Source organism: Delftia sp. WSY_22, assembly GCF_043104185.1.
In the GTDB taxonomy this organism is placed as follows: domain Bacteria; phylum Pseudomonadota; class Gammaproteobacteria; order Burkholderiales; family Burkholderiaceae_C; genus Comamonas; species Comamonas tsuruhatensis.
This window is the reverse complement of sequence record NZ_JBICKN010000023.1, coordinates 50,970-73,303: the sequence shown is the minus strand read 5'-3', so window position 1 is coordinate 73,303 and position 22,334 is coordinate 50,970. Positions and strand designations below refer to the sequence as shown.

20 protein-coding genes are annotated in these 22,334 nt (G+C 64.7%); 9 read left to right on the top strand and 11 right to left on the bottom strand.

Going from position 1 to position 22,334, the window contains the following annotated elements; genetic code table 11:
* Window positions 1-67: 67 nt before the first annotated feature.
* Entirely contained in the window at window positions 68-1,246 is a 1,179-nt protein-coding gene (locus tag ACF8NF_RS13245; protein ID WP_133073057.1) for a PLP-dependent aminotransferase family protein, read from the bottom strand.
* Between the two features lie 234 nt (window positions 1,247-1,480).
* Window positions 1,481-2,083, bottom strand: a complete 603-nt coding sequence (locus ACF8NF_RS13240) for a LysE family translocator (RefSeq protein ID WP_016449284.1) — start codon at window positions 2,081-2,083, stop codon at window positions 1,481-1,483.
* A gap of 194 nt (window positions 2,084-2,277) precedes the next feature.
* Here ACF8NF_RS13240 and ACF8NF_RS13235 point away from each other — a divergent pair, with 194 nt between their 5' ends.
* Window positions 2,278-3,729, top strand: coding sequence for a PLP-dependent aminotransferase family protein (locus tag ACF8NF_RS13235; RefSeq protein WP_016449285.1), 1,452 nt, complete (start codon window positions 2,278-2,280; stop codon window positions 3,727-3,729).
* 218 nt (window positions 3,730-3,947) lie between these two features.
* Here ACF8NF_RS13235 and ACF8NF_RS13230 read toward each other — a convergent pair whose 3' ends face one another.
* From ACF8NF_RS13230 to motA, 9 genes are all read right to left on the bottom strand, one after another.
* Window positions 3,948-4,661 (bottom strand): RNA polymerase sigma factor FliA, encoded by a 714-nt coding sequence (locus tag ACF8NF_RS13230; protein ID WP_012202528.1) that lies wholly within the window; start codon window positions 4,659-4,661, stop codon window positions 3,948-3,950.
* A 5-nt stretch (window positions 4,662-4,666) separates the two neighbouring features.
* On the bottom strand, window positions 4,667-5,548 hold the full coding sequence (locus tag ACF8NF_RS13225; protein ID WP_392450709.1) for a hypothetical protein: 882 nt from the start codon (window positions 5,546-5,548) through the stop codon (window positions 4,667-4,669).
* Window positions 5,541-7,154 carry a flagellar biosynthesis protein FlhF gene (gene flhF, locus ACF8NF_RS13220; RefSeq protein WP_016449287.1) on the bottom strand — a complete coding sequence of 538 codons (1,614 nt, stop codon included), beginning with the start codon at window positions 7,152-7,154 and terminating at the stop codon, window positions 5,541-5,543. Before flhF ends, ACF8NF_RS13225 begins: the two co-directional genes overlap by 8 nt.
* Window positions 7,151-9,250 (bottom strand): flagellar biosynthesis protein FlhA, encoded by a 2,100-nt coding sequence (flhA, locus tag ACF8NF_RS13215; RefSeq protein ID WP_016454350.1) that lies wholly within the window; start codon window positions 9,248-9,250, stop codon window positions 7,151-7,153. Before flhA ends, flhF begins: the two co-directional genes overlap by 4 nt.
* Complete coding sequence (locus tag ACF8NF_RS13210; protein ID WP_016449289.1) at window positions 9,247-10,419, bottom strand: flagellar biosynthesis protein FlhB; 1,173 nt, start codon at window positions 10,417-10,419, stop codon at window positions 9,247-9,249. The genes flhA and ACF8NF_RS13210 overlap by 4 nt, the downstream gene beginning before the upstream one ends.
* 200 nt (window positions 10,420-10,619) lie before the next feature.
* Window positions 10,620-11,234: a protein phosphatase CheZ gene (locus ACF8NF_RS13205; RefSeq protein ID WP_016449290.1), complete on the bottom strand. Its 615-nt coding sequence runs from the start codon at window positions 11,232-11,234 to the stop codon at window positions 10,620-10,622.
* Between the two features lie 10 nt (window positions 11,235-11,244).
* Window positions 11,245-11,631, bottom strand: a complete 387-nt coding sequence (cheY, locus tag ACF8NF_RS13200) for a chemotaxis response regulator CheY (RefSeq protein ID WP_012202534.1) — start codon at window positions 11,629-11,631, stop codon at window positions 11,245-11,247.
* 124 nt (window positions 11,632-11,755) lie between these two features.
* Entirely contained in the window at window positions 11,756-12,793 is a 1,038-nt protein-coding gene (gene motB, locus ACF8NF_RS13195) for a flagellar motor protein MotB (protein ID WP_212646611.1), read from the bottom strand.
* 24 nt (window positions 12,794-12,817) lie between these two features.
* On the bottom strand, window positions 12,818-13,678 hold the full coding sequence (motA, locus tag ACF8NF_RS13190; protein ID WP_016449292.1) for a flagellar motor stator protein MotA: 861 nt from the start codon (window positions 13,676-13,678) through the stop codon (window positions 12,818-12,820).
* Window positions 13,679-14,042: 364 nt separating this feature from the next.
* On the opposite strand from motA, the gene ACF8NF_RS13185 reads away from it, so the two are divergent.
* The 8 genes from ACF8NF_RS13185 to ACF8NF_RS13150 all read left to right on the top strand — a co-directional run bounded on the left by ACF8NF_RS13185 (window position 14,043) and on the right by ACF8NF_RS13150 (window position 22,297).
* The gene (locus tag ACF8NF_RS13185) at window positions 14,043-15,704 is read left to right on the top strand and encodes a glycosyltransferase (protein ID WP_392450708.1); all 1,662 of its coding nucleotides are present in this window, start codon (window positions 14,043-14,045) and stop codon (window positions 15,702-15,704) included.
* Entirely contained in the window at window positions 15,701-16,858 is a 1,158-nt protein-coding gene (locus tag ACF8NF_RS13180; protein WP_312840979.1) for a DegT/DnrJ/EryC1/StrS family aminotransferase, read from the top strand. Before ACF8NF_RS13185 ends, ACF8NF_RS13180 begins: the two co-directional genes overlap by 4 nt.
* A gap of 69 nt (window positions 16,859-16,927) precedes the next feature.
* Entirely contained in the window at window positions 16,928-17,557 is a 630-nt protein-coding gene (locus tag ACF8NF_RS13175) for an acetyltransferase (RefSeq protein WP_313283880.1), read from the top strand.
* A 6-nt stretch (window positions 17,558-17,563) separates the two neighbouring features.
* Entirely contained in the window at window positions 17,564-18,670 is a 1,107-nt protein-coding gene (locus tag ACF8NF_RS13170) for an aromatic ring-hydroxylating dioxygenase subunit alpha (protein WP_312840977.1), read from the top strand.
* Complete coding sequence (locus ACF8NF_RS13165; protein WP_312840976.1) at window positions 18,667-19,311, top strand: DapH/DapD/GlmU-related protein; 645 nt, start codon at window positions 18,667-18,669, stop codon at window positions 19,309-19,311. The genes ACF8NF_RS13170 and ACF8NF_RS13165 overlap by 4 nt, the downstream gene beginning before the upstream one ends.
* Before the next feature lie 61 nt (window positions 19,312-19,372).
* Window positions 19,373-20,056 (top strand): inositol monophosphatase family protein, encoded by a 684-nt coding sequence (locus ACF8NF_RS13160; RefSeq protein ID WP_313283882.1) that lies wholly within the window; start codon window positions 19,373-19,375, stop codon window positions 20,054-20,056.
* A complete protein-coding gene (locus tag ACF8NF_RS13155) occupies window positions 20,004-21,536 on the top strand; it encodes an N-acetylneuraminate synthase family protein (RefSeq protein WP_312840974.1) in 1,533 nt (510 codons plus the stop codon). The genes ACF8NF_RS13160 and ACF8NF_RS13155 overlap by 53 nt, the downstream gene beginning before the upstream one ends.
* 23 nt (window positions 21,537-21,559) lie before the next feature.
* Window positions 21,560-22,297: an acylneuraminate cytidylyltransferase family protein gene (locus ACF8NF_RS13150; RefSeq protein WP_312840973.1), complete on the top strand. Its 738-nt coding sequence runs from the start codon at window positions 21,560-21,562 to the stop codon at window positions 22,295-22,297.
* Window positions 22,298-22,334 lie beyond the last annotated feature (37 nt).

Below are 22,334 nucleotides of genomic sequence, written 5' to 3'. Positions count from 1 at the left end.
GCGTCGTCCCCCTCCCTTGCGAAGCAAGTAGAGAGGGGGAAGCGGCGCTAGCCGCTCAGGGGGTGGTTTACATCGTGGAGCGGATGGCGTCGGCCAGGGCGGCGATGCCCTTGTCGATCTGCTCGGCCGACACGGTCACGTAGGACAGGCGCAGCGTGTTGGCCTGGGGCTCGTCCGCGTAGAACGGCGCGCCGGGCACGAAGGCCGTGCCGCGTTCCACGGCGGCGGGCAGCAGCTTTTGCGCATCCATGCCCTTGGGCAGGCGAACCCACAGGAACATGCCGCCCACGGGACGGGTCCACTGCACGTCCAGGCCGGCCATCTCGCGTTCCAGCGCGGCCAGCATGGCGTCGCGCTGGCGCTTGTACATGGCGCGGATGGTGGGCACGTGGCGGTCCAGGAATCCGTCCTTGATGACCTCGGAGACCACGCGCTGGTTGAAGCCGGGCGTGTGCAGGTCGGCCGCCTGCTTGGCCTGCAGCAGCTTGTTGTAGACGGACTTGGGCGCCACCAGGAAGCCGATGCGCAGGCCAGGGGCCAGCACCTTGGAAAACGAGCCCAGGTAGATCACGCCTTCGGGGTTGCGCGCGGCCAGCGGCAGGGCAGGGGGCTGCTCGAACCACAGGTCGCCATAGGGGTTGTCCTCGATCAGCGGGATGTCGAGTTCACGCGCCTTGTCCACCAGGGCCTGGCGGCGTGCCTCGGCCATGGTGCGGCCGGTGGGGTTCTGGAAGTTGGGCAGCACGTAGGCCAGGCGGGCCTTGTCGGCGCCGGTGCCGGCCTTGGCGGCGAAGTCCTCGACGAGGATGCCGTCGTCATCGCTGTCCACGCCCACGGGAATCGGTTCCTGCGGCGCAAAGGCCTGCAGCGCGCCCAGGTAGGTGGGCTTTTCGACCAGCATGCGGCTGCCGCGGTCCAGGAAGACCTTGCCGATCAGGTCCAGCGCCTGCTGCGAGCCCGTGGTGATCAGCACCTGGTCGGGGTCCACTTCCCAGGGCAGGAAGTCGGCCACGGCCTGGCGCAGGGGCGCGAAGCCTTCGCTGGTGGCGTATTGCAGGGCCGCTGCGCCATCGCGCTGCATCACGGTCTGGCAGGCCTGGGTGAACGCGTCCAGCGGGAAGGCCAGCGGCGAGGGCAGGCCGCCCGCCATGCTGATGATGCCGGGACGGTCGGTGAGCTTGAGGATTTCGCGGATGGCGGAGGGGTTCATCTTGGCAGCACGGTCTGCCAGCGTCCAGGTCGTCATAAAAAAAGCAGTTCCAGGTCTTTGCGGTGCCCGCCATGCGGGCGGGCTGGTATGGGTTGCCATGCCGTCGTGGGGCACGGGCCGGCCGCATGTGAAGAGCGCAGTGCGGATGGTGCTTTCGCTCTTGTGCCGGCAATGAGGGTATTTTGTCGCGGCCGTGAAGGGTCTGCGCATCCTCCCTTCAATAGCTGGGCAGGCCAGTACGGCCTTTGCCTGGGTGTGGATGGCAGACCCTCATGCGGCCACCATCCACATCGCCGTCAGCGCCAGCATGGCCGCCATGGCACGGTTGAACCACAGCAGCCTGCGTCCCTGGGCCAGCCAGTGGCGCAGCAGTGCGCCCACGCAGGCATACAGCAGATTGCTGGAGAAGGCATAGGCGGCCATGACGGGCAGCACCACGGACAGGCGCTCGCTCAGGTCGTCGTGCCCCGCCAGCCAGCCGGCCACGATGGCCAGGGCCAGCAGCCAGGCCTTGATGTTCACGAATTGCAATCCCACGCCCTGCCAGAAACCCACCTGCAGCTGCTGCTGAGATTGCAGTGACGCCATCTGTGCGCTGCGGCTCAGGCGCCAGGCCATCCACAGCAGGTAGCCGATGCCGGCGGCCTTGACCAGCCACAGCAGCAGCGGTGCCGCCACGATCGCCGCGCCCACGCCGGCCGTGCTCAGCACCAGCAGCAAGCACCAGCCCACGGGCACGGCCAGGACGAAGCGCAGCGCCGGGCGCAGGCCGTGGTTGGCGGCCAGGGCCGTGGACAGCGTGGTGTTGGGGCCGGGGCTGAAGCTCATGGAAGCGGCGAGCAGCAGCAAGGCGGTGAGTTCGGACGGTGGCATGAGGCGGTGGCCCCGGAGGTCTCCATACAGGCGGCAAGGGGCTGTTGGGGAGGAGGGCACGGCAGGCCTGCTCCGCAGCACGAATGCCTGCAATATAGGTGCAAGACCTGTACAGTACCAATACAGTTGAACCCTCAATTGCATGTTCTGTATCGGCGCCCATCCCGATACAGTGACGTATTGGTGACCCTCTCATGCCCGTTCCCCTTTCGCGGCTGGCGCCGCAGACCCTGAGTACCCAGTTGGCCGAACGCCTGGGAGAGCGCATCCGCATGCGCCTGCTGCCGGCGGGCGCACGCCTGCCCTCGGTGCGCGAATGCGCGCGCCAGCAGGGCGTGAGCACGCACACGGTGGTGGCCGCCTATGACCTGCTGCAGGCCCAGGGCCTGGTCGAGGCGCGGCCGCAAAGCGGCTTTTTCGTGCGCGATTTCGTGCAGGACGCACCGCTGCTGCAGTCCGAACAGGCCCGCGCCGCGCCTGCGGACGAGGCCACCGGCGCGCCCAAGGGCACGCGCATCAATGCCTCCATGCTGGTGCGCGGCATGTTCCACCAGAGCGTGGGCGGCAGGCCCCAGCCCGGCGCGGGCGTGCTGCCGGCCCAATGGCTGGAGGCAGGCTTTCTGGCCGCTGCCATGCGCAAGGCCTGCTCGGGAAAATCCCTGCACGACTCCTGCGTGGGCTATGGCGACCCGCTGGGCGACATCAGCCTGCGCGAGGCGCTGTCGCGGCGCCTGGCGCGCCTGGGCATTGCGGCGGCGCCGCAGCACATCATCACCACCATGGGCGCAACGCATGGGCTGGACGTGGTCAGCCGGGCCCTGCTGCAGCCGGGCGATCCGGTGATGGTGGAGGAGCCCGGCTGGGCCGTGGAGTTCGCGCGCCTGGCATCGCTGGGCATGCGCGTGCTGCCCGTGCCGCGCGGCCCCGACGGGCCGGACCTGGCCGTGATGCAGCGGTACTGCGAAAGCTGTGCGCCCAAGCTCTACGTCAGCGTGAGCGTGCTGCACAACCCCACCGGCTACAGCCTGTCGCCGGCCAGCGCCCACGAGGTGCTGCAGCTGGCGCGGCGATTCGGCTTCTACGTGGTGGAGGACGATACCTATGGCGAGATCGCGCCCGACCACGCCGCACGCATGACCGTGCTGGACCGCCTGGGCCACAGCATCTACGTGAGCGGCTTCGCCAAGCTGCTGGCGCCCAACTGGCGCGTGGGCTATCTGGCGCCGCCGCCTGCGCTGGTGGAGCGCCTGGTGGACACCAAGCTGCTGTCCACGCTGACCACCCCCGCACTGACGGAACGCGCCCTGGCCCACTGCATGGACCAGGGCCAGCTGCGCCGCCATGCCGAGCGCCTGCGCCAGCACCTGGCCCAGGCCCGCATGCGCAGCGTGGCACTGGCCCAGCAGGCCGGAGCCCGCTTCGCGGCCGAGCCGGCCGGCATGTTCGGCTGGGTGGACACCGGCGTGGACACCGAAACCCTGGCCCAGCGCCTGCTGGACGCCGGCTACTTCATCGCCCCCGGCTCCATGTTCCACGCCGGCCGCCAGCCCAGCACCTGCATGCGCATCAACTTCGCCACCACGCAGGAACCCGCCTTCTGGCGCATCTTCGAACGCGAAGTCCAAGCCATGCGCGGCAGCGCATAGAAAAGGGAATGGGAGAGAGGAGAGGGGGAGGGGGCGGAAGGCGGGGAAGGCTGTATCGACCCGCAAACATAGATCAGACCAGCAGCGCAAAAAACCGACGAGGCCCAAAGCGAGGGACACCGAGCAAGGGCCGCCCCGCTGCGAGGGTGTCGTCCCCCTCCCCCGCGAAGCAGGTAGAGAGGGGGAAGGCGCGTCAGCGCCTCAGGGGGTGCCCCCAGTCAATGCGCCCGCATCTTCGTACGCAGGCGCGCAATCGCCTGGCTGTGCAGCTGGCACACACGCGATTCGGTCACGCCCAGCACAGCGGCGATTTCCTTGAGGTTCATGTCGTGCTCGTAGTACATGCCCATGATGTACTGCTCGCGCTCGGGCAGGGCCTTGATGGCTTCGACCAGGGCCACGCGCAGGCGGTGGTCGCGCAGCAGCGCAAAGGGGTCGGCGCCGCTGTCGGCCACGTGGCGTTCGAGGAAGTCCTCGCCCTCGTCGCCGCCTGACATGTCTTCCAGGTAGACCAGCTGCGTGCCGCGCACCTTGCCCAGCAGCGACTGGTAGTCGTCCAGGTCCATGCCCAGCTCGTCGGCGATCTCGGACTCCAGCGGGGTGCGTCCCAGGCGCTGCTCCAGGCGGTGCAGCGCGTGCTCTATGTCCTTCTGGCTCTTGCGCGAGCTGCGGCTCATCCAGTCGCCCTCGCGCAGTTCATCGAGCATGGCGCCGCGGATGCGCTGGCTGGCGAAGGTCTCGAATTGCACGCCCTGCTCGCTCTCGAAGCGGGACAGGGCTTCGGCCAGGCCGATCATTCCGACCTGTATCAGATCATCAAGCTCCACATTGGGAGGCAGCTTGGCGATCATGTGCAGCGCGATCCGGCGTACCAGGGGTACGTGCCGACGGATCAGTGCATCGCGGTCGAGTTGGCCTTTGGCGGTGTACATGGCAGTCAGTGGCTCCAGGCATGGGATGCAGGCAGCGGTGCGTAGCCGGCGGCCAGGTCCTGGCCGCCATGCGGCAATACGCTGCCCGCATGGTTGAGCAACTGCAGCGCCAGGCGCTGCAGGTCCGGTGCATGGTGCAGGCGCACGGGCAGCAGCCCGGGCGCGTGGCCCAGATGGCGCTGTGCGCAGCGCAGCAGCGCGTCGATCTGTGACTGGCGCCGTTGCGCATCCTCGGCCTGGCTGCGGGCACCGGTCTGTCCGCGGCGCCAATCGTAGCTGGTCACATCCACGGGGTCAGCGCCGGGCAGCAGCGGCGCCAGCAGGCAGCGCAGGCCGGCATGCACGGCCAGCTGCTTGAGCTGGCGGTAGCAGCCCAGCACGCGGGGACCGTGTTCGGGCAGCACCATCAGCGGGTGCACGGCCTGGCCGGGCAGATTGCGGGCCAGCGTGTCGGCATCGGCATACAGCATGACGATGGCATAGCCGCGCACATGGCGCTGCAGCCATTGCATGGGCGTCATGCCGGCTTGCCGTGCCTGCAGGGGCAGCAGCTCCAGGCCCTGGCGGGCAGGCAGCACGGCCACCGAGCTGTGGCGGGGGTCGGGGTGCAGGCCGGTACGGGCCTGCCAGGCGCTTTGCTGCAGCAGCTGGGCCAGGCCAGGCGCGTCGGCCGCCTCGCCCTGGCTGGCATCGAGCACAAGGACGGGCATGCCCAGGCGCTGCAGGCTGGCGCAGACCGGCCACAGCAGGGATTGCTCGGACTGGCCTTCAGGGTCGGCCGCCGTGTCGCGCAGCATGGCCAGCACACGCAGGCTGGACGGTGCTGCGGCGCCGGGCTGGCCGTGCAGGCCCAGGCCCTGGTGCAGTTGGGGGTAGGTCTCAAGCATGGCTGACCTCGCTGTCCATGGTGCTGGGGCTGGACGGGGTGAAGAAGAAGTCCAGGTCCAGCGCCTTGGGATCGAAGGCCGAGCGGGTGGAGGCGCGCATGGAGGCGGAGACCAGCTGCTGCGCATCGGCGCGCTCCCAGTCTTCGGGCACGCGCTGGCCGTTGGTCACGCCGCGCAGCTGCATCTGGTGGCGGATCAGCGTGTCCACCGAGGGGCCCAGCTTCACGGCCTCGTCCACCTTGGTGAGGATGGCCTGGCTGGAGCCGCGTGCCTTGAAGGCCTGCATCACATCGTCCAGCGCATCGCCCTGGCCGGCCGCGTTCACGGCCAGCAGCTTTTGCACGCCGGGCAGGTCCAGCAGGTCCAGGATTTCGTCCTTGCGCGGATCGCGCGGGGCCACGCCCGTGGTGTCGATCAGCACCAGCTGCTTGTTGGCCAGCAGGCCCAGCAGGTCCTGCAGCGCGGCGCGGTCATGGGCCAGGTGGGCGACCATGCCCAGCATGCGGCCGTAGGAGCGCAGCTGGTCGTGGGCGCCGACGCGGTAGGTGTCCAGGGTGATCAGGCCGACGCTGGAGGCGCCGTACTTGGCCGCGCACAGGGCCGCCAGCTTGGCCGTGGTCGTGGTCTTGCCCACGCCGGTGGAGCCCACCAGGGCGAAGACACCGCCTTGCTCGTACAGCGGCTCCTGGCCGGCGTCGGTGCGCAGATTGCGTTCCAGCACCTGCATCAGCCAGCGCACGGCGTCGCCGGCGGACAGGTCCTGGGGCATGTGCTCGACCAGGGCGCGGGCCAGCACGGGGGAGTAGCCCGCGCGGATCAGCTTGTGCGTGAGATTGGCGTGGATGGGGTTCTGGCGCGTCTGGCCCAGCCAGGTCAGGGTGTTGAAGCGCTCTTCGATCAGGTCGCGCACGGACTGCAGCTCATCGCGCAGCGCCTGGGAGGCCATGGCTGGAGCGGGTTCGCTGCGCAGGGGCTCGCGCAGCGGCGCCTCGGCGCTGGCGCGCAGCGGATTGTGGCGGGCCACGGAAGGCGCGGGCTGTGCCTTGAACGGCTGCTGTGCGGCCATGGGGGCGGCGGCCGGCGCTTCGCGCAGGGCGTCGCCCAGGCTGCGGCGCTGGGCAAAGCTGGGCAGGGGCTCGTCGACGCCGGCCTCGTGACGGCGGCGCAGCATGCGTTCGCGCACGTAGTCCTGGAAGGACAGGGTGCTCATGGCCAGTTGCTCGGTGTCTTCCTGCACGCTCTGGCGCAGGCCGGCGGGCTCGGCACCATCTGCCGACAGCGAGGCTGCCAGCGAAGCCGCCTGTGAGGGCGCCGGCGAAGCCTGCTGTGCCGTGCGCGGCTGGGTATGTGCCTGGATCAGCTGGGCCTGCAGCTGGGGACGCAGGCCCGTGGTCTCCTCGGCCGAGCGGCGCTCGATGGCTTGCTGCAGCGGCGTGCTGCTGGCGGCGGCCTTGCTGTGCTCCAGCGTGTCCTCGGCCGTGGCCATGACCTCGACGCCGTCGGGCGTGCTGCGGTTGGACAGGATCAGGGTGCCCGCTCCGAAAGCCATGCGCGCCTTGGCCAGGGCCTCGCGGGAGGTAGGGGCGTAGAAGCGTTTGATGTTCATGCGGATGCACCTTTAAGAATCGAGCCGATGCGGATGGTGTGCGTCTCGGGGATCTCGCTGTGGGCGAGAACCTGCAGACGCGGCGCCACGCGGCGCACCAGGCGGGCAATGGAGTTGCGGATGGAATCGGGGACCAGCAGGCAGGCAGGCAGGCCCAGCTCTTCTTGCTGGTTGGCCATGTCGGCCGCCTTCTGGGTGAGGATCTCGGCCACGCCGGGATCCAGTGAGGGGGCGCCGGGGTTGGACAGGGCCTGCACCAGCAGGCGCTCGAGTCCGGGCTCGATGGCGATGACGTTCAGCTCGCGGGTCGGGCCGTAGATCTGCTGGACGATGGACGGCGACAGCGCAATGCGCACGCGGCGGGCCAGCTCGACGGGGTCCTGGGTGGTCGAGGAGTGCTCGGCCAGCGTCTCGATGATGGTGCGGATGTCGCGGACGTGCACCGAGTCTTCCAGCAGCAGCTGGAGCACTTTCTGGAACGTCGTGATGGACACCATTTTCGGAATGACTTCTTCGATCAACTTGGGAGCCAGCTTGGCCACATGCTCCACCAACTGCTGCGTCTCGGTACGGCTGATCAGCTTGGCGGCATGCACTTGCATCAAGTGTGACAAATGGGTGGCCATCACGGTTTCCGAATCAACCACGGTAAAGCCTGCCATTTGTGCCGCTTCCTTCTGGCGTTCGTCGATCCAGTGGGCGGGCAGGCCGAAGGCCGGGTCGGTGGTCTGGGTGCCGATCAGCGGGGTGCTAATGCCGCCCGGATTGATGGCCAGGAACATGCCGGGGAAGGCCTCGCCCTCGCCCACCATCACGCCGCGCAGGGTGATGCGGTAGGCGCTGGGCTTGAGCTCCAGGTTATCGCGCACATGCACGGCCGGGGGCAGAAAGCCCACTTCCTGTGCGAACTTGCGGCGCACGCCCTTGATGCGGGTCAGCAGGTCGCCCTGGCGGCCCTTGTCCACCAGGGTGATCAGGCGGTAGCCCAGCTCCAGGCCCAGCAGGTCCACGGGCTGCAGGTCGTCCCAGGTGGCTTCGCCGTCGCTGGGCGCGGCCACGGGGGCGGGGGCCTGGGTTTGCTGGGCGGCGCGTTCCTGCTGGCGGCGCGAGAGCATCCAGGCCAGCCAGCCCAGCAGTGCGCCCGTGCTCAGGAACACGACGTGGGGCATGCCCGGAATGACACCCAGCAGGCCCAGCACGCCGGCCGTGATGCCCAGCACCTTGGGCGACATGAACAGCTGCTGCGCGATCTGCTGGCCCATGTCGGTTTCCTTGCCCACGCGCGAGATCACCATGGCCGCGGCCACCGAGATCAGCAGGCCGGGGATCTGTGCGACCAGCGCATCGCCCACGGCCAGCAGGATGTAGCTGTCGGCGGCCTGGCCGGCCGACAGGCCGTGCTGGATCATGCCGATGGCGAAGCCGCCGATGATGTTGATCACCAGGATCAGGATGCCGGCGACCGCGTCGCCGCGCACGAACTTGCTGGCACCGTCCATGGAGCCGAAGAAGTTGGCTTCCTCCTGCACCTCGGCGCGGCGGCGCTTGGCTTCCTTTTCGTCGATCAGGCCGGCGTTCAGGTCGGCATCCACGGCCATCTGCTTGCCGGGCATGGCGTCCAGGGTGAAGCGGGCCGAGACTTCGGCGATACGCTCGGCACCCTTGGTGATCACCACGAAGTTGATCACCACCAGGATGGCGAACACGATCAGGCCGACCGCGAAGTTGCCGCCGATCAGGAAGTGGCCGAAGGCCTCGATCACCGCACCGGCCGCTCCGGGGCCGGTGTGGCCTTCCAGCAGCACCACGCGGGTGGAGGCCACGTTCAGCGACAGGCGCATCAGCGTGGTCAGCAGCAGCACCGAGGGGAAGGCCGCAAAGTCCAGCGGCCGGATCATGTAGGCCGCCACCATCATCACCATCAGCGCCACGGCAATGTTCAGCGTGAAGAACGTGTCCAGCAGCCACGGCGGAATCGGCAGCACCATCAGCGCCAGGATGGCCACCACCAGCAGCGGCGCCATCAGGCCCTGGGCGAACCTGGTGTTCTCGCCCGACCACATCGATTGCAGGGATTGGAGCGGATTCGTCGTCATGGAGCAGTACCTTCAGTGGTCGCGGCGGCGGGCGCGCGGCGGCCCTGGTGCGGATCGAGTTCGGCGGGCACGGCGGGTTCGCCGAGATCGCCAGGCATGGGGCCTTCGCCGCGCAGCGCGGCCTTCAGGCGGTAGACATAGGCCAGGACCTGGGCCACGGCCGTGTACAGCGCGGCGGGAATGGCCTGGTCCAGGTCGGCGTGCGCGTACAGGGCGCGCGCCAGCATCGGGGATTCGAGCACCGGTATCTTGTGGGCGCCCGCGACCTCGCGGATCTTCAGCGCCACCAGGTCCGTGCCCTTGGAGATGACCTGCGGGGCGGCCATGGTCTTTTCGTCGTAGCGCAGCGCCACGGCATAGTGCGTGGGGTTGGTGACCACGAAGTCGGCGCGCGGCACGGCGTTGACGCTGGCGCGGTCGGCGATCTCGCGCTGCTTCTGGCGGATCTTGCTCTTGATCTGCGGGTTGCCGTCGGACTCCTTGTGCTCCTGCTTGACTTCCTCGTGGCTCATCTTCAGGCGCGACTTGAACAGGTAGGCCTGCAGCGGCACGTCGATCACGGCCATCAGGAACACCACCAGCAGCAGCAGGGCCACGCCGCTGGCCAGCCACTGCCCGGTCATGGTCAGCGCCATGGCCGAAGGCTGGGAGGAGATGGCGGCGATCTCGGCGATGTGGCTGCTCAGGAACTTCCAGGCCACGAAGGAGAGGATGGCCGTCATCGCCACCATCTTGGCCACGGTCACCATCTGCTGCTTGGAAAACAGATTGGTCAGGCCCGACAGCGGGTTGAGGCGGTTGAACTGCGGCTGTATGGGCTTGAGGCTCAGGATCCAGCCGCCGGCCAGCATGCCCGACAGCACGGCCGCGGCCGTGGTCACGGCGGCAACGCCCAGGGAAATCTTCAGGCCCAGGCTGCCCATGGACAGCATGCGCTCCATCATCAGGGCCGGGGTCTTGGCCGTGTGCGCGTCGAACGCCAGTTGCTGGGCCAGCGCCATGCGCAGGTGCTGGATCAGGGGCTCGGCGCCCATCAGCATCATCAGCGCGCCCGTGCCCAGGATGGCCAGGTGGGACAGGTCCCGGGAGCGCGCACCCTGGCCGTCAGAACGCGTTTTCTGCAGTTTGCGTTCGGTGGCTGGCAGGTTTTTGTCTTGGCTGGAGTCCATGGCGCAATGACGGAAGGATTTGCGTCATTGTCGGAACAAGCCGGATGGGCGAAGCCCCGATAAGCAGGGCTCAAGCGGCGCTTATGCGCTGTCTGGGGTGTGGTGCGGCAGGCAGCGGCACGCTGGCAAACCCTTGCCCCGCAGCGGGAAGGGTTGCCGTGCAAATGCAAATGCAAAGGCGCATGGCGCCCCGGGGTGTGTCAGAACCCCAGGCTGGCCAGCAGATCGTCCACCTGGGACTGTGAAGTCACCACATCGGGTGTCTTCTCGGGATCGACCACGGGGCCGGCCAGGTGCTCCTTGGGCTTTTCCAGCGGCTCCAGCGCCGTCTGCTGCGGGTTGGGCGAGGTCTGGATGAGCAGCTGCACCAGCTGGTCCTCCAGGTCGGCGGCCAGCGACACCACGCGGGCGATGACCTGGCCCGTGAGATCGTGGAAGTCCTGGGACATCATGATCTCGGTGAGGTGCTCATCGGCCTGCTGCGTGTCCTGCTCGACCTCTTCGAGGAAGTTCATCACCCGGCCCTTGGCCACGGCCGCCACGGGATCCTCGACCAGCTGCGCGCGCATGGCGCGCACGCGCTCGGCCAGCCGGTCCTGCTGGCTCTTGGCCAGCTCGACACGGTTGAGGACCTTCTCGGCGGCCTCTCCGGTCAGCCGCGCAATGTAGGAAAGGCGGCTTTGCGCATCCGGCAGCTCTCCCATGCTGCCGCGCAATCGGTCCGCATAGCCCAGCTCGTTGAGCGAGTCATGCAGCTGGCGTGTGAGAACGCCTACCTTGTAGTGGACGCTGTCGGGGACATCCGGGTTGCTCATGGCGCGCGCCCTACAGGCCCAGCTTTTTGAGGATCAGGTTGACTTTCTCTTCCAGCGTGGCCTTGGTGAAGGGCTTGACGATGTAGCCTGCCGCACCGCCCTGGGCCGCTGCCACGATGTCCTCCTTGCGGGCCTCGGCCGTCACCATCAGCACGGGAAGGTGCTTGAGTTTGTCGTCCTGCTTGATTTCGGTGAGCAGCTGGAAGCCGTTCATGTTCGGCATGTTGATGTCCGTCACCACGAAATCGAACTTGCTGTTGCGCAGCTTGTGCAGTGCCACGACGCCGTCTTCGGCTTCATCGGCTTCGGGAAAGCCGCTCTCCTTGAGCAGATTGCGCACGATGCGCCGCATGGTGGAGAAGTCGTCAACGATCAAAAAACGCAGGGCATTAGCCACGTGAGGCCCTTTCGGTCGGTAGGTGCTCGGTACTGGTAAGAATCCGCCGCGATGGTAACAATATGAAACCTTCTTGGCGCAATGTGGGAATTTTCCTGCTTTTCGGCAGCATCGGGCTCAAACCTTAATTTGTTACACGATCAGGTGACGCGGGCGCCGAAGGCGCGGCTGCGGGCGCGGCGGCAGCGGGCTGCGCGGCGGTCTCGCCGGCCGTGGCTTCGGCTGTGGCTGCATTCGCGGTGCCGCCGCTGCCGCCGGCCAATGACGGCGGCAAGGCGTTGCGCGTCACGGGCCCACGGTGGCCCAGCAGGCGCTTTTCGGCCTCCTGCGTGAGCACGGTGATGGTGATGCGCCGGTTCTGGGGCGCGCGCGGATCGTCGGGCAGCAGCAGGTCGCTGCTGGCCAGACCCGTGATGCGTGCCAGCTGGTTCAGGGGCATGCCGGCGGCCACCAGCTCGCGGCGCGAGGCGTTGGCGCGGTCGGCCGACAGCTCCCAGTTGCTGTAGCCGCGGTCGGCATTGCCGTAAGGGGCCGCGTCGGTGTGGCCGGACAGGCTGATGCGGTTTTCCGCGCCTGCCAGCGCCGCGCCCACCTCGCGCAGGATGTCGCGCATATACGGTTTGACCAGGGCGCTGCCGCTGTCGAACATGGGGCGGTTTTGCTCGTCCACGATCTGGATCTGCAGGCCGTCGGGCGTCACGTCGGTGCGGATCTGCGAACGGAATTCGTTCAGGCGCGCATTGCTGGTAATCATCGCGTCCACCTTGGCCTTGAGCGCCTTGATGCGGTTGGAGTCCACCTGGGCCTGATCGGCGCGGCCCGAATCGACGCTGGTGCGCCGGTTGGAGCTGTCGGCCGCCTCGGAGCGCCGTACCTGGCCGTGCACCTTGGCCAGGTCGTTGCCGCCGCCGGGAATCACGCTGGAGCTGTTGCCTGCACCGTCGCCGCCGGCCATCGCCACCTTCAGCGGCGAGGAAAAATACGCCGCGATGCCCTGCAGCTCGCCCTTGGCCGTGGAGCCCAGCAGCCACATCAGCAGGAAGAAGGCCATCATCGCGGTCACGAAGTCGGCATAGGCGATCTTCCAGGCGCCGCCGTGGGGCGCATGCGCAGTCTTCTTGACGCGCTTGATGATGATCGGCTGTAACTTTTTCTCTGCCATGGCTTGACGCTGCTGGGTGCAGGATTACTTCTTGCCCTTGACGTGGGTTTCCAGCTCCAGGAAACCGGGGCGTTCGGTAGAGAACAGCACCTTGCGGCCGAACTCGATGGCGGTGGCGGGGTTGTAGCCCTGCATGCTGGCCAGCAAGGTGGTCTTGATGCACTCCAGTTCCTTGGCGGCGTCCTGGGCGCGCTGCTCCACCAGGCCGGCCATGGGCTCCACCAGCGCATAGGCCAGCAAGATGCCCAGGAAGGTACCGACCAGGGCCGAGGCGATCATGCCGCCCAGCACCGAAGGAGGCTGGCCCACCGAGCCCATGGTGTTCACCACGCCCAGAACGGCCGCAATGATCCCGAAGGCGGGCAGGGCGCCGGCCAGGCGGGTCAGTGCGTTGACGGGGGCATGGGCCTCGGCGTGGTGGGCCTCGATCTCGCTGTCCATCAGCGACTCGATCTCGTGGGAATTGAGATTGCCCGACACCATCATGCGCAGATAGTCGGTCAGGAACTCCACCACATGGTGGTCCGCCAGCAGCTCGGGGTACTTGGTGAAGATGGGCGACTCGTTGGGTGCCTCCACATCGCCTTCGATGGACATCAGGCCTTCCTTGCGGGCCTTTTGCAGAATCTCGTACAGCAGGGCCATCAGCTCCATGAAGCGGGCCTTGGTGTAGCGCGAACTCTTCATCACGCCAGGGATGGCCTTGGCCGTGGCCTTGAGCACCTTGGGCTGGTTGCACACGATGAAGGCGCCGATGGCGCCGCCGCCAATGGTGATCATTTCAAAAGGCAGTGCCTTGAGAATGACCTGGACGTTGCCCCCGTGCAGCACATAGGTGCCGAAGATGCAACCGAAGGCGACGATGTATCCGATGATGACAAGCATGGGAGTGGATTCTGTCAGAGGTGTCCCGATGGAAAAGTCGGAACTGGCTTGGAAATGCGCGCTTGTTTTGACACTGGGCCGTGGCGGGGTGGCGGCCATCGACGAACCCATGGCTTGTCAAGCTATCGGCCGCAGGCATCCATACTTGAGAGCCCTGAGATGAAGGTGTAAACGCGCCGCTGCGCGACAAAAGCCTGAAAAGGCCGGCAAATCGGTGCCTGTTTGAATCTTGCAAGGCGGGCGCTTAACGGTGGATCGCGCGGCGCGCATGCGAGGATAGTCGGCACAGTTTTATTCTTTGTGTCACCGCGCGCACAAGCGTGCCGACCGCGGGCCGGCCTGATACTTCCTCTGCTCCACCGCCATGCCATCTTCACCCCTTGCCAACGCTTTTGCAGCCCCTGCGCAGCCGCCCAGCATCGACAGCGAGCTGACCCGCATCCGCGCCATGGTCGATCGCGCGCAGTTCCTCGAAGCCCTGTCGGAGCTGGCGCAGCTGGTGGCCCGGGAGCCGCGCAACTCCAAGGTCTGGCTGCACATCGGCTTTGTCTACGTGCGCATGAGCATCTGGCCACAGGCCATGGAAGCGTTGCAGATGGCCTTGGAGATAGAGCCCCGCATGCCCAACGCCCAGCGCCTGCTGGCCCTGGCCCTGTTCAGCACGGGCCGCAGGCAGGAGGCCTGCGACCTGATCGACGACGCCTGCCGCCATGCCAAGAACGAGAACACGCACTGGATGACGCGGGCCTACATCCACTCGCACACCAGCAGCGACCCGCTCAAATCCCTGGAAGTGGCGCGTGACTGGGGCCGGCGCTTCGCCGACCCGCTGACCCGCAACGCCAAGCCCTTTCCCCCGCGCGATCGCAACCCGCGCAAGAAGCTCAAGGTCGGCTATGTCACGGCCGACTTCCGCCAGCACTCGGTGGCCTTCTTCATGCGGCCCGTGCTGGAGCACCACAACCCGGACAACGTCGAGATCCACGTCTACTCCAGCGGCCGCCCCGACGCGATGACCGCAAAGCTGCGCGCCCTGGTGCCGCACTGGCACGATGTGGTCGAGCAGACCGACGACCAGCTCTACGAACAGATCCGCGCCGACGGCATCGATGTGCTGGTGGACCTGTCCGGCTTCACCCTGGGCCACCGCCTGGAAGTCTTCGCCCGCCGCGCCGCGCCCGTGCAGGTGACCTGGCTGGGCTATATGCATACGCTGGGGATGAAGGCCATGGATTACCGGTTGGTGGATGGCGCCATAGCGCCGCCCAGCCATGCTCCCCACTATTCGGAAAAGCTGTTCCAACTGCGCTGCATGGCCAGCTATGCGCCGCCCGAGTATTCGCCGCTGTGCGAAGACCCTCCCATGCTGCGCAACGGCTACCCCACGCTGATCTCGCTCAACAACTCTGCCAAGCTCACCGACGAGATGCTGGCAGTCTGGGCCCGCATCCTTCAGGAACGCAGGGACGCGCGCCTGATCATCATGGTCAAGGAGCAGGATCCCGATGCGGCGCAGGCCCATATGCAGCCACGTGTGGAGGCCGCCGGCCTGCCGCTGGACCGTGTGTCCGTGCTGCACCAGCAGCCGCTGAATGGCTTCATGGAACTGGGGCATATCGCCGATGTGGCGCTGGACACCTCGCCGGTTTCCGGCGGCACCACGACCTTGCATGCGGTGTGGATGGGACTGCCCATCGTGACGCTGGACGCAGTCCGCGGTGTGGAGGCTTCCACGGCCAGTGCATTGCGGGGCATAGGATTCGGCGGTGAAATCACCAAGGACGTTGACGGCTATGTGCAGGCGGCATTGCGCCTCATGGACGATCCGCAACGTCTCCTGCATCACCGGCAGGTCAGCCGCCGCAAGCTCGAGGCCAGCATTTTGATGAACTATTCCGAACGCACAGCCGATCTGGAGAAGGCCTATCGCTTCATGTGGCTCAACTGGCTTCAGAACGACCCGCAGACATTGAACGTGCGCGCCGACCTCGATCAGCGCCTGGCTCAGGTGGAAGCCGCCGCATGAGCTGCCTGCCTGAACTGGATTGGGTGCCCTTGCTGGTACCTGACATGCCCGCGCCCCAGGTGCTGATGCCGTGGCTGGAGCGTATGCATGCAACGCGACACTATTCGAACTTCGGCCCGCTGGTGCGGGAGCTGGAGTCCGAGTTCGCAAGCCAGTTTGACGTGTCGACGGAGGGCATTACCACCGTGGCCAATGCAACACAGGGGCTCGAACTTGTGCTGCAGGCGCTGGATCTTGCAGCGGGATCGCATGTCCTGCTGCCTGCATTCACGTTTGTGGCCACCGCGACCGCTGTGGTACGCGCAGGCCACGTGCCGGTGCTGGCCGATGTAGACCCCGACAGCTGGCTGTTGACGCCGGATATGGCACGCAAGGCCTGCCGGGAGACACGCATCGATGCCGTGATGCCGGTGACAACATTCGGCATGCCGCATGACATGCCGGCGTGGGGGCAATTCGAGGCAGACATGGGCATTCCCGTCGTTGTCGATGCCGCAGCAGCCTACGGCAGCCAATGGCTCCAGGGGGCTGAGGGCACCCTGGTTTTCAGCCTGCATGCGACAAAGAGTCTGCCAGCCGGAGAGGGCGGGCTGGTCGTTTCCACCCGTCCTGGCCTGGCCGGCAAAGTGCGCCAGCTGTCCAATTTCGGTATCAATCTGGATGCCTCGGCGGGCCTGCCGGTGGGCGCGCTGGCCAGTATCGGCACCAATGCCAAGATGAGCGAATACCACGCAGCCATTGGCCTGGCCTCGCTGAACGTTTGGGAGCAGCATGCGCGGCAGCGAAAGGCGTTGCATGCAGACATGGTGCAGGAGTTGTCGCGGCTGGCAGGCAATCGACTGGTCTGGCAGAAGCCCGGTCCGGGAGGCGAAATGGTGGCCCCGACCGTGATTTGCATGCAGCTGCCGGATGAACAGGCACGCATCGCGCTGGAGCAGCAGTGCCGGCAAGCGGGCATCACGACACGGCGCTGGTATCAGCCACTGCTGCAGGACATGCCGGTGCTGCGGCGCGAATGCAGGCTTTTGCACACCCCGCATGCTGAGGAGCTGTCGCGCACCTTGCTGGGCCTGCCCTTTTTTCTCGGCATGTCCGATGCGCAGCAGCAGCGTGTGCGGGAGAGCGTCAGACAGTGGGTGGCCGGTGCGTGCTGAACTCGTCAGCGCGGCCCGCAGCAGTGGAGCGCCCTGCGCAATTCATTTATTTCCAGACAGAGCTTCGTTATGAGAGACGTCTACATCATCAATGCCGGTGGTTTCGGTCGCAACATGGCATCGGTTGCGCTAGCGGACCCTGCATATGGCAAGGAGTGGGTCATCAAGGGGTTCCTGGACGGACGCCAGGGCCTCAAGCAGGTGCCGGAGCTGCCGATCCTGGGTGATCCGATGACGTTCCGCTACGAGCCATCCCAGATCATCGTGTGCGCTCTCGGTGACCCGGTCGCGCGCCGAAAATATGCGCAGCCCCTGCTGGAGCAGGGCGCGTATTTCATGAACCTCAAACCATGTCTGTACACCGCAGACCGTGTGGAGATGGGGATGGGCTGTCTGTTCGAACACCATGTCTCCATCGGACCCGATAGCCGGGTGTGTGACTTTGTCGTTGTGCTGGCCAATACCATCATCGGCTATGACGTGCAGGTGGGCTCGTACACCACCATTGCCAGCTTTGTGTTCATTGGCGGGGGCGCGCAGATCGGTGAGAACGTCACCATCCATCCTCATGCAACCATCTTGCCGGGCATCAAGGTGGGGGACGGTGCGGTCATCGGAGCTGGCAGTGTCGTCATCCGCGACGTGCCACCCGGCATCACGGTCTTCGGGAATCCCGCCAAGCCCTTCTCGTTCCGCTAGCCATCCATGTATCCAGGACTTTCACAGCTTGACTACATCGATGACGGCGTCTTTGCGCAGGAGCAATCGCGCATCTTCCGCAAGCTCTGGATCTTTGTCGGGCTGCGCACGCTGCTGGACAAGCCGGACAGTTTTCTGACCCGCCAGATAGGTGGCGTACCCGTTGTCGTCCAGAACTTTGATGGCGCCATCAAGGCCTTTCGCAACCAGTGCGCCCACCGGCAGGCTCCTTTGCAGATGGAGGAATATGGCTGCCGCCGCCTGGTCTGCCGCTACCACGGCTGGAGTTACGACAACACGGGCCACGTTCATGGCCTGCCGGGTGAGCACCGCCTCTACCATTACGGCGATGCACGGCGTGAACAGCTGTGTCTCGATGAGTTCGCTGTCCGCTGCATCGGCAATCTGTTGTTCGTCAACCTCGATGCGGACCCGCTGCCGATAGAGCAGCAGTTCGGGCCCGCACTGCTGCAATCCCTTGCCGACAGCAGCGGACATATGTGCGCGCAGGCCATCCATTGCGCGATGCCAGCGGCCTACAACTGGAAGCTCAACTTTGAAAATGTCCTGGACTACAACCACGTGCCCTTCGTCCATCCGCAGTCTTTCCGGCCGCTGATGGAAAAAGGCGCGTTGCACGAACTGAGTGTCGCGCCCGAGGCGGACCCGGCGCAGGAGGCCGATCTGCAGGACCTGAGTTTCCTGCGGGAGACGCCACTCAAGCTGCCTCGCAGTGCGTGGCACGGATCGGTGGACCGCTTTGGCGACAAGGATGTTTACTACAACTACTTTCTCTACCCCAACACCAACTTCATCTCGGTCGGAGGCTACTTCTTTCTGATCCAGCAGTTCGACCCTGTGGCACCCGCACGCACGGACGTGCGCTTCACCCTGGCCACTGCGCGGCCTCTCCAGCGCCTGGCGGCGATGCCGGCCATTCTCTGGGAGCACATGAAGATCGAAAAGCGTGTGCTGGACGAAGACAGGGTGATTCTTGAGACACTGCAGCGCGGGCTGCATGCAGCCGGCCCGGTGGCCAGGCATGGCGCCTACGAAGTGCAACTGCACCGCGTGGCCATGGCCTACCGCCAACTCATGGGGCGTTCGCAATGACCCAGGCACCATCTGTCGCGATGGCCCTCATGGGCCACGGCACCTTGTTCGATGACATCGTCGCCTGTGCACCTGCACTGGCGGCGGGTGGCACGCTGCGATTGATGCCTTTGTCGCCCGAGGGCGCGGTCGCCGACCAGGCAATGGCGATGCTGCAGGGACAGGACCCTTCGGGCCTGCGCATCTTCACGGCCATCGACGATCAAGCCCTGAACCATGCGCGCCTGGATATCTATATGAGGCTTCGTCTCGGGGGATTTCGTGCGCTCAGCCTGCGCCATCCTTCGGCAGCGGTGGCCGATGGCGTGCGCATCGGGGAAAACTGCTGGATCGGGGCGAGCGCCGTCATCGCCCATGGCGTGCAGATCGGCAACAACACTGTCATCTGCGATGCCGCACGCATCGAGGCTGGCGCCCGGCTGGGAGCCAACGCCTGGGTAGGCCCCGGCGCCAGCATCGGTCGAGGCACCACACTGGGCTCGCACAGCGTGGTCGCAGGTGATGTGCACATCGCTGCGGGTCTGCAAGTAGGCCGCCACTGTGCCATCGGTATTGCCGGCGCGTACACCCAATCTCTGCCCGATGGCAGTTTCGTCGATCCGCTGTTCCCTTCAACGGTCAGGATCTATGGCACCGTCTGAAGCCGTGACGCAAGTCTTTCCTGCGAGCGCGGCACCGAACTCTCATGAGTGAAAGATGCGTATGAACATGCGAGCCTTGCTCGAAGACGCTTGCGATGTGATCGAGTCGGCCCTGCCGGCCATCTTCGAAAGACGCTACAGCATCCGGTACAAGAAAGATGGCAGCCCGGTGACCGAGGCCGACATTTTCATTGAACGATTGATCGGAGACTGGCTTCGGCAGCGGCTGGACGGAGTGGTTTTTGTCGGCGAGGAATCGCATGACCACAGCGCCGTGGACATGGGCGGCTATGTGGTGTTGATGGACCCCATTGACGGAACCGAGAATTTTTGCTCCGGCCTCAAGGAATGGGGCTCTTGCTTGAGCGTCTGGGCAGGCGGGCAGCACCTGGGCAGCGCGCTGATGCTGCCAGAGCTGGGTGAGCGCCTGATCACGGGCGACAAGGTGATTGCGCGCCAGTCACGGATCACGGGGTTTTCCTCGTCATTCGACGAATCCATTCTCCAGGGCATCCGGGAGGCTGGCGAGTACAGAGTGACCGGATGCGCGGTATACAACCTTCACAGCGTCATCACGGGGTCGTTCAAGAGATTCATCAATCCGAAAGGCGCCTGTGCCTGGGATTTGATGCCCGGGCTCATGCTGGCCTTGGAAAATGGTTGCACAGTGTTCGTAGACGATGAGGTATTCGATGGGAAATTTCTCCAGCCAGATAGAAAATATCGTATCGACATACAGCGATGACAATATCTTCATTCTGGGAAAAGGCTCCTCGGCCGATCTGGTGGATACCGGGCTGATCAAAAAATCGCTGATCATCGCCGTGAATGATGCGGAGCAGATATGCCCGGCAGATATCACGGTATTCAGGGAAGAATGGGCGGGTGATGCCATCGTGGCCCAGGGATGCCGTTCGCATGCCTATGTGACTTCATTGCCGGGGTTTGCACCGGCGGGGCGAAAGGTCATCCATGTTCCGCATGTGCCCTTGACGCAGGAATCTTCGGAACTCCTCATGCAGCGGTTCATGAGTGTTCCCGTTGTGATCGAGGACATATTGCTGCTGACCGCGTTGAAGATTGCCCGTGAAGTGGCGGGTATCCGGCGGCGTCGGCAGAATGTCTACTTTGTCGGTTTTGATTTCGACGCCTCGGCTGGATACAGCAGATCGATTACGCATGATTATTCTCCTCAGGGCGAAGAGCAGAAATCCATTCGTATTTCTGTTCAGGAGTTCTATTTCATCAATGCGCTGTATTTTCTGAGGGATTCCAATGTGCGCATGTTGCATGTGGGAAGCCGGCCTTTCAGTGCGCTGACCCCGCAGGATCTCAACCAGAGCCTGGGAAAGGCGAGTTCTGGGCGCAATGGCTACGAAGTGGCGATCGTGGCGGAGCTGACCACCAATCACTTCGGGGACCGCGGCCGGCTGGAGCACATGGTGCGGGCCAGCAAGGCGGCGGGCGCCGACCTGGTCAAGGTGCAAAAAAGGGATGTGCAGAGTTTTTATACCCGTGAGCAGCTGTCATCCCCTTATGTCTCTCCCTTTGGCAAGACGTTTGCGGACTACCGCCATCAGATCGAGCTGGGCAGGGAGGATTTTTGCTATCTGGACCAGCTCTGCCGCAGCCTCGACATGGGATGGTTTGCTTCCGTGCTGGATGAGAAATCCTTCCACTTCATGCTGGAGATGGATTCGGAAATGCCCATGGTGAAGCTGCCATCCACGATTTCAGAGCACCATGATTACCTGAAATATGTGGCGAAAAACTACCGTGGCGCGGTGGTTCTTTCCACGGGCATGACCGGTGCAGATTATGAGCAGTTTGTGCTAGAAACATTCAAGAGTTGCGAGCGACTGTACCTGCTGCAATGCAATTCGGCATATCCCACGCCACTGGAAGATTGCAATGTGGCCGTGGTGCACCGGTACCGTGAAATGGCACGAGCTGACCCCAGAATCATCCCCGGTTACTCCAGCCATGACATGGGATGGAAGGCCTCAGCCCTCGCGGTGGCGGCCGGCGCCAGGATGGTGGAGAAGCACGTCAAGATGGGGAACACGGAGTGGGCGCATTTTGATGCTGTGGCGGTCGATCTGTCCACGCCAGCATTCAAGGATTATGTGGATCATATTCGGGAAGCCGAAATGATCCTGGGCTCTGGTGTGAAGAAGATCAACCAGAGTGAACATCATAAATATTTCAGGAAAAATACTGTCTGAATGCGCTTTGAGGAAATCGAAAATTGACCAGCATCCATGAATTATGGGCCGTGGTGCCTGCTAGAAGCGGCTCCAAAGGCTTTCCCGGAAAGAACATCGCGCAGCTCAATGGCTTGCCTTTGCTGGCGCATTCCATACTATTTGCAAAAAGCCTGCCTTTTGTCAGCAAGGTCGTTCTCTCCACGGACAGCCAGGAGTACGCTGAAATTGGCGAAAAATATGGGGCCTATGTTCCATTCCTGCGCTCTGAAAGCGCATCCGCAGACCTGTCCATGGAGGAAGACATCCTGCTGGATCTGTCAGTGCAGGCGAAGTCGAGAGATATCGAACTGCCTCGCAGCTTGGTCTGGCTGAGGCCTACGCATCCCTTGCGCGAGCAGGCGGCATTTGTGGAGGCATACGGGAAATTCATTTCGGGTAATTACAGTTCGGTTTGCGTAGTGACGCCAGAAGATCCGCGGATATTCAATGTGCGCAATGAATGCATTCACCCTGTGACCTCTGATTTTCAGGGAAGATCCATGATCCGGCGGCAGGATTGTGCGCCTGCATACCGGATATTTTCGGGTGAGTTCTTTAATATGCCTGATGGATTTGATTCAAATTTTCTGGGGGGCAGGATTGGCTATGCAGTACAGACACGCCAGTGCAGGTTTGATATAGATTATCAAGAGGACCTCGATTATTTGAACTATCTGCTTTCCACGCAGGCCGGGCGTCAGCGTTATGGTCACCTGGTTCAGCGGGGCGATCGGGTATGACCGCTTTTGCTGTGGAGGATATATTGGAAATGCATGG

Bases quoted from the DNA above. Each gene is read 5' to 3' on its own strand.
- flhF (WP_016449287.1), bottom strand. From the start codon at position 7,154: ATGAACATCAAACGCTTCTACGCCCCTACCTCCCGCGAGGCCCTGGCC.
- ACF8NF_RS13175 (WP_313283880.1), top strand. From the start codon at position 16,928: ATGAGAGACGTCTACATCATCAATGCCGGTGGTTTCGGTCGCAACATG.
- motA (WP_016449292.1), bottom strand. From the start codon at position 13,678: ATGCTTGTCATCATCGGATACATCGTCGCCTTCGGTTGCATCTTCGGC.
- ACF8NF_RS13170 (WP_312840977.1), top strand. From the start codon at position 17,564: ATGTATCCAGGACTTTCACAGCTTGACTACATCGATGACGGCGTCTTT.
- ACF8NF_RS13245 (WP_133073057.1), bottom strand. From the start codon at position 1,246: ATGACGACCTGGACGCTGGCAGACCGTGCTGCCAAGATGAACCCCTCC.
- ACF8NF_RS13240 (WP_016449284.1), bottom strand. From the start codon at position 2,083: ATGCCACCGTCCGAACTCACCGCCTTGCTGCTGCTCGCCGCTTCCATG.
- ACF8NF_RS13230 (WP_012202528.1), bottom strand. From the start codon at position 4,661: ATGTACACCGCCAAAGGCCAACTCGACCGCGATGCACTGATCCGTCGG.
- ACF8NF_RS13160 (WP_313283882.1), top strand. From the start codon at position 19,373: ATGAACATGCGAGCCTTGCTCGAAGACGCTTGCGATGTGATCGAGTCG.
- ACF8NF_RS13180 (WP_312840979.1), top strand. From the start codon at position 15,701: ATGAGCTGCCTGCCTGAACTGGATTGGGTGCCCTTGCTGGTACCTGAC.
- ACF8NF_RS13225 (WP_392450709.1), bottom strand. From the start codon at position 5,548: ATGCTTGAGACCTACCCCCAACTGCACCAGGGCCTGGGCCTGCACGGC.
- flhA (WP_016454350.1), bottom strand. From the start codon at position 9,250: ATGACGACGAATCCGCTCCAATCCCTGCAATCGATGTGGTCGGGCGAG.
- motB (WP_212646611.1), bottom strand. From the start codon at position 12,793: ATGGCAGAGAAAAAGTTACAGCCGATCATCATCAAGCGCGTCAAGAAG.
- ACF8NF_RS13185 (WP_392450708.1), top strand. From the start codon at position 14,043: ATGCCATCTTCACCCCTTGCCAACGCTTTTGCAGCCCCTGCGCAGCCG.
- ACF8NF_RS13205 (WP_016449290.1), bottom strand. From the start codon at position 11,234: ATGAGCAACCCGGATGTCCCCGACAGCGTCCACTACAAGGTAGGCGTT.
- ACF8NF_RS13155 (WP_312840974.1), top strand. From the start codon at position 20,004: ATGGGAAATTTCTCCAGCCAGATAGAAAATATCGTATCGACATACAGC.
- ACF8NF_RS13235 (WP_016449285.1), top strand. From the start codon at position 2,278: ATGCCCGTTCCCCTTTCGCGGCTGGCGCCGCAGACCCTGAGTACCCAG.
- ACF8NF_RS13165 (WP_312840976.1), top strand. From the start codon at position 18,667: ATGACCCAGGCACCATCTGTCGCGATGGCCCTCATGGGCCACGGCACC.
- ACF8NF_RS13210 (WP_016449289.1), bottom strand. From the start codon at position 10,419: ATGGACTCCAGCCAAGACAAAAACCTGCCAGCCACCGAACGCAAACTG.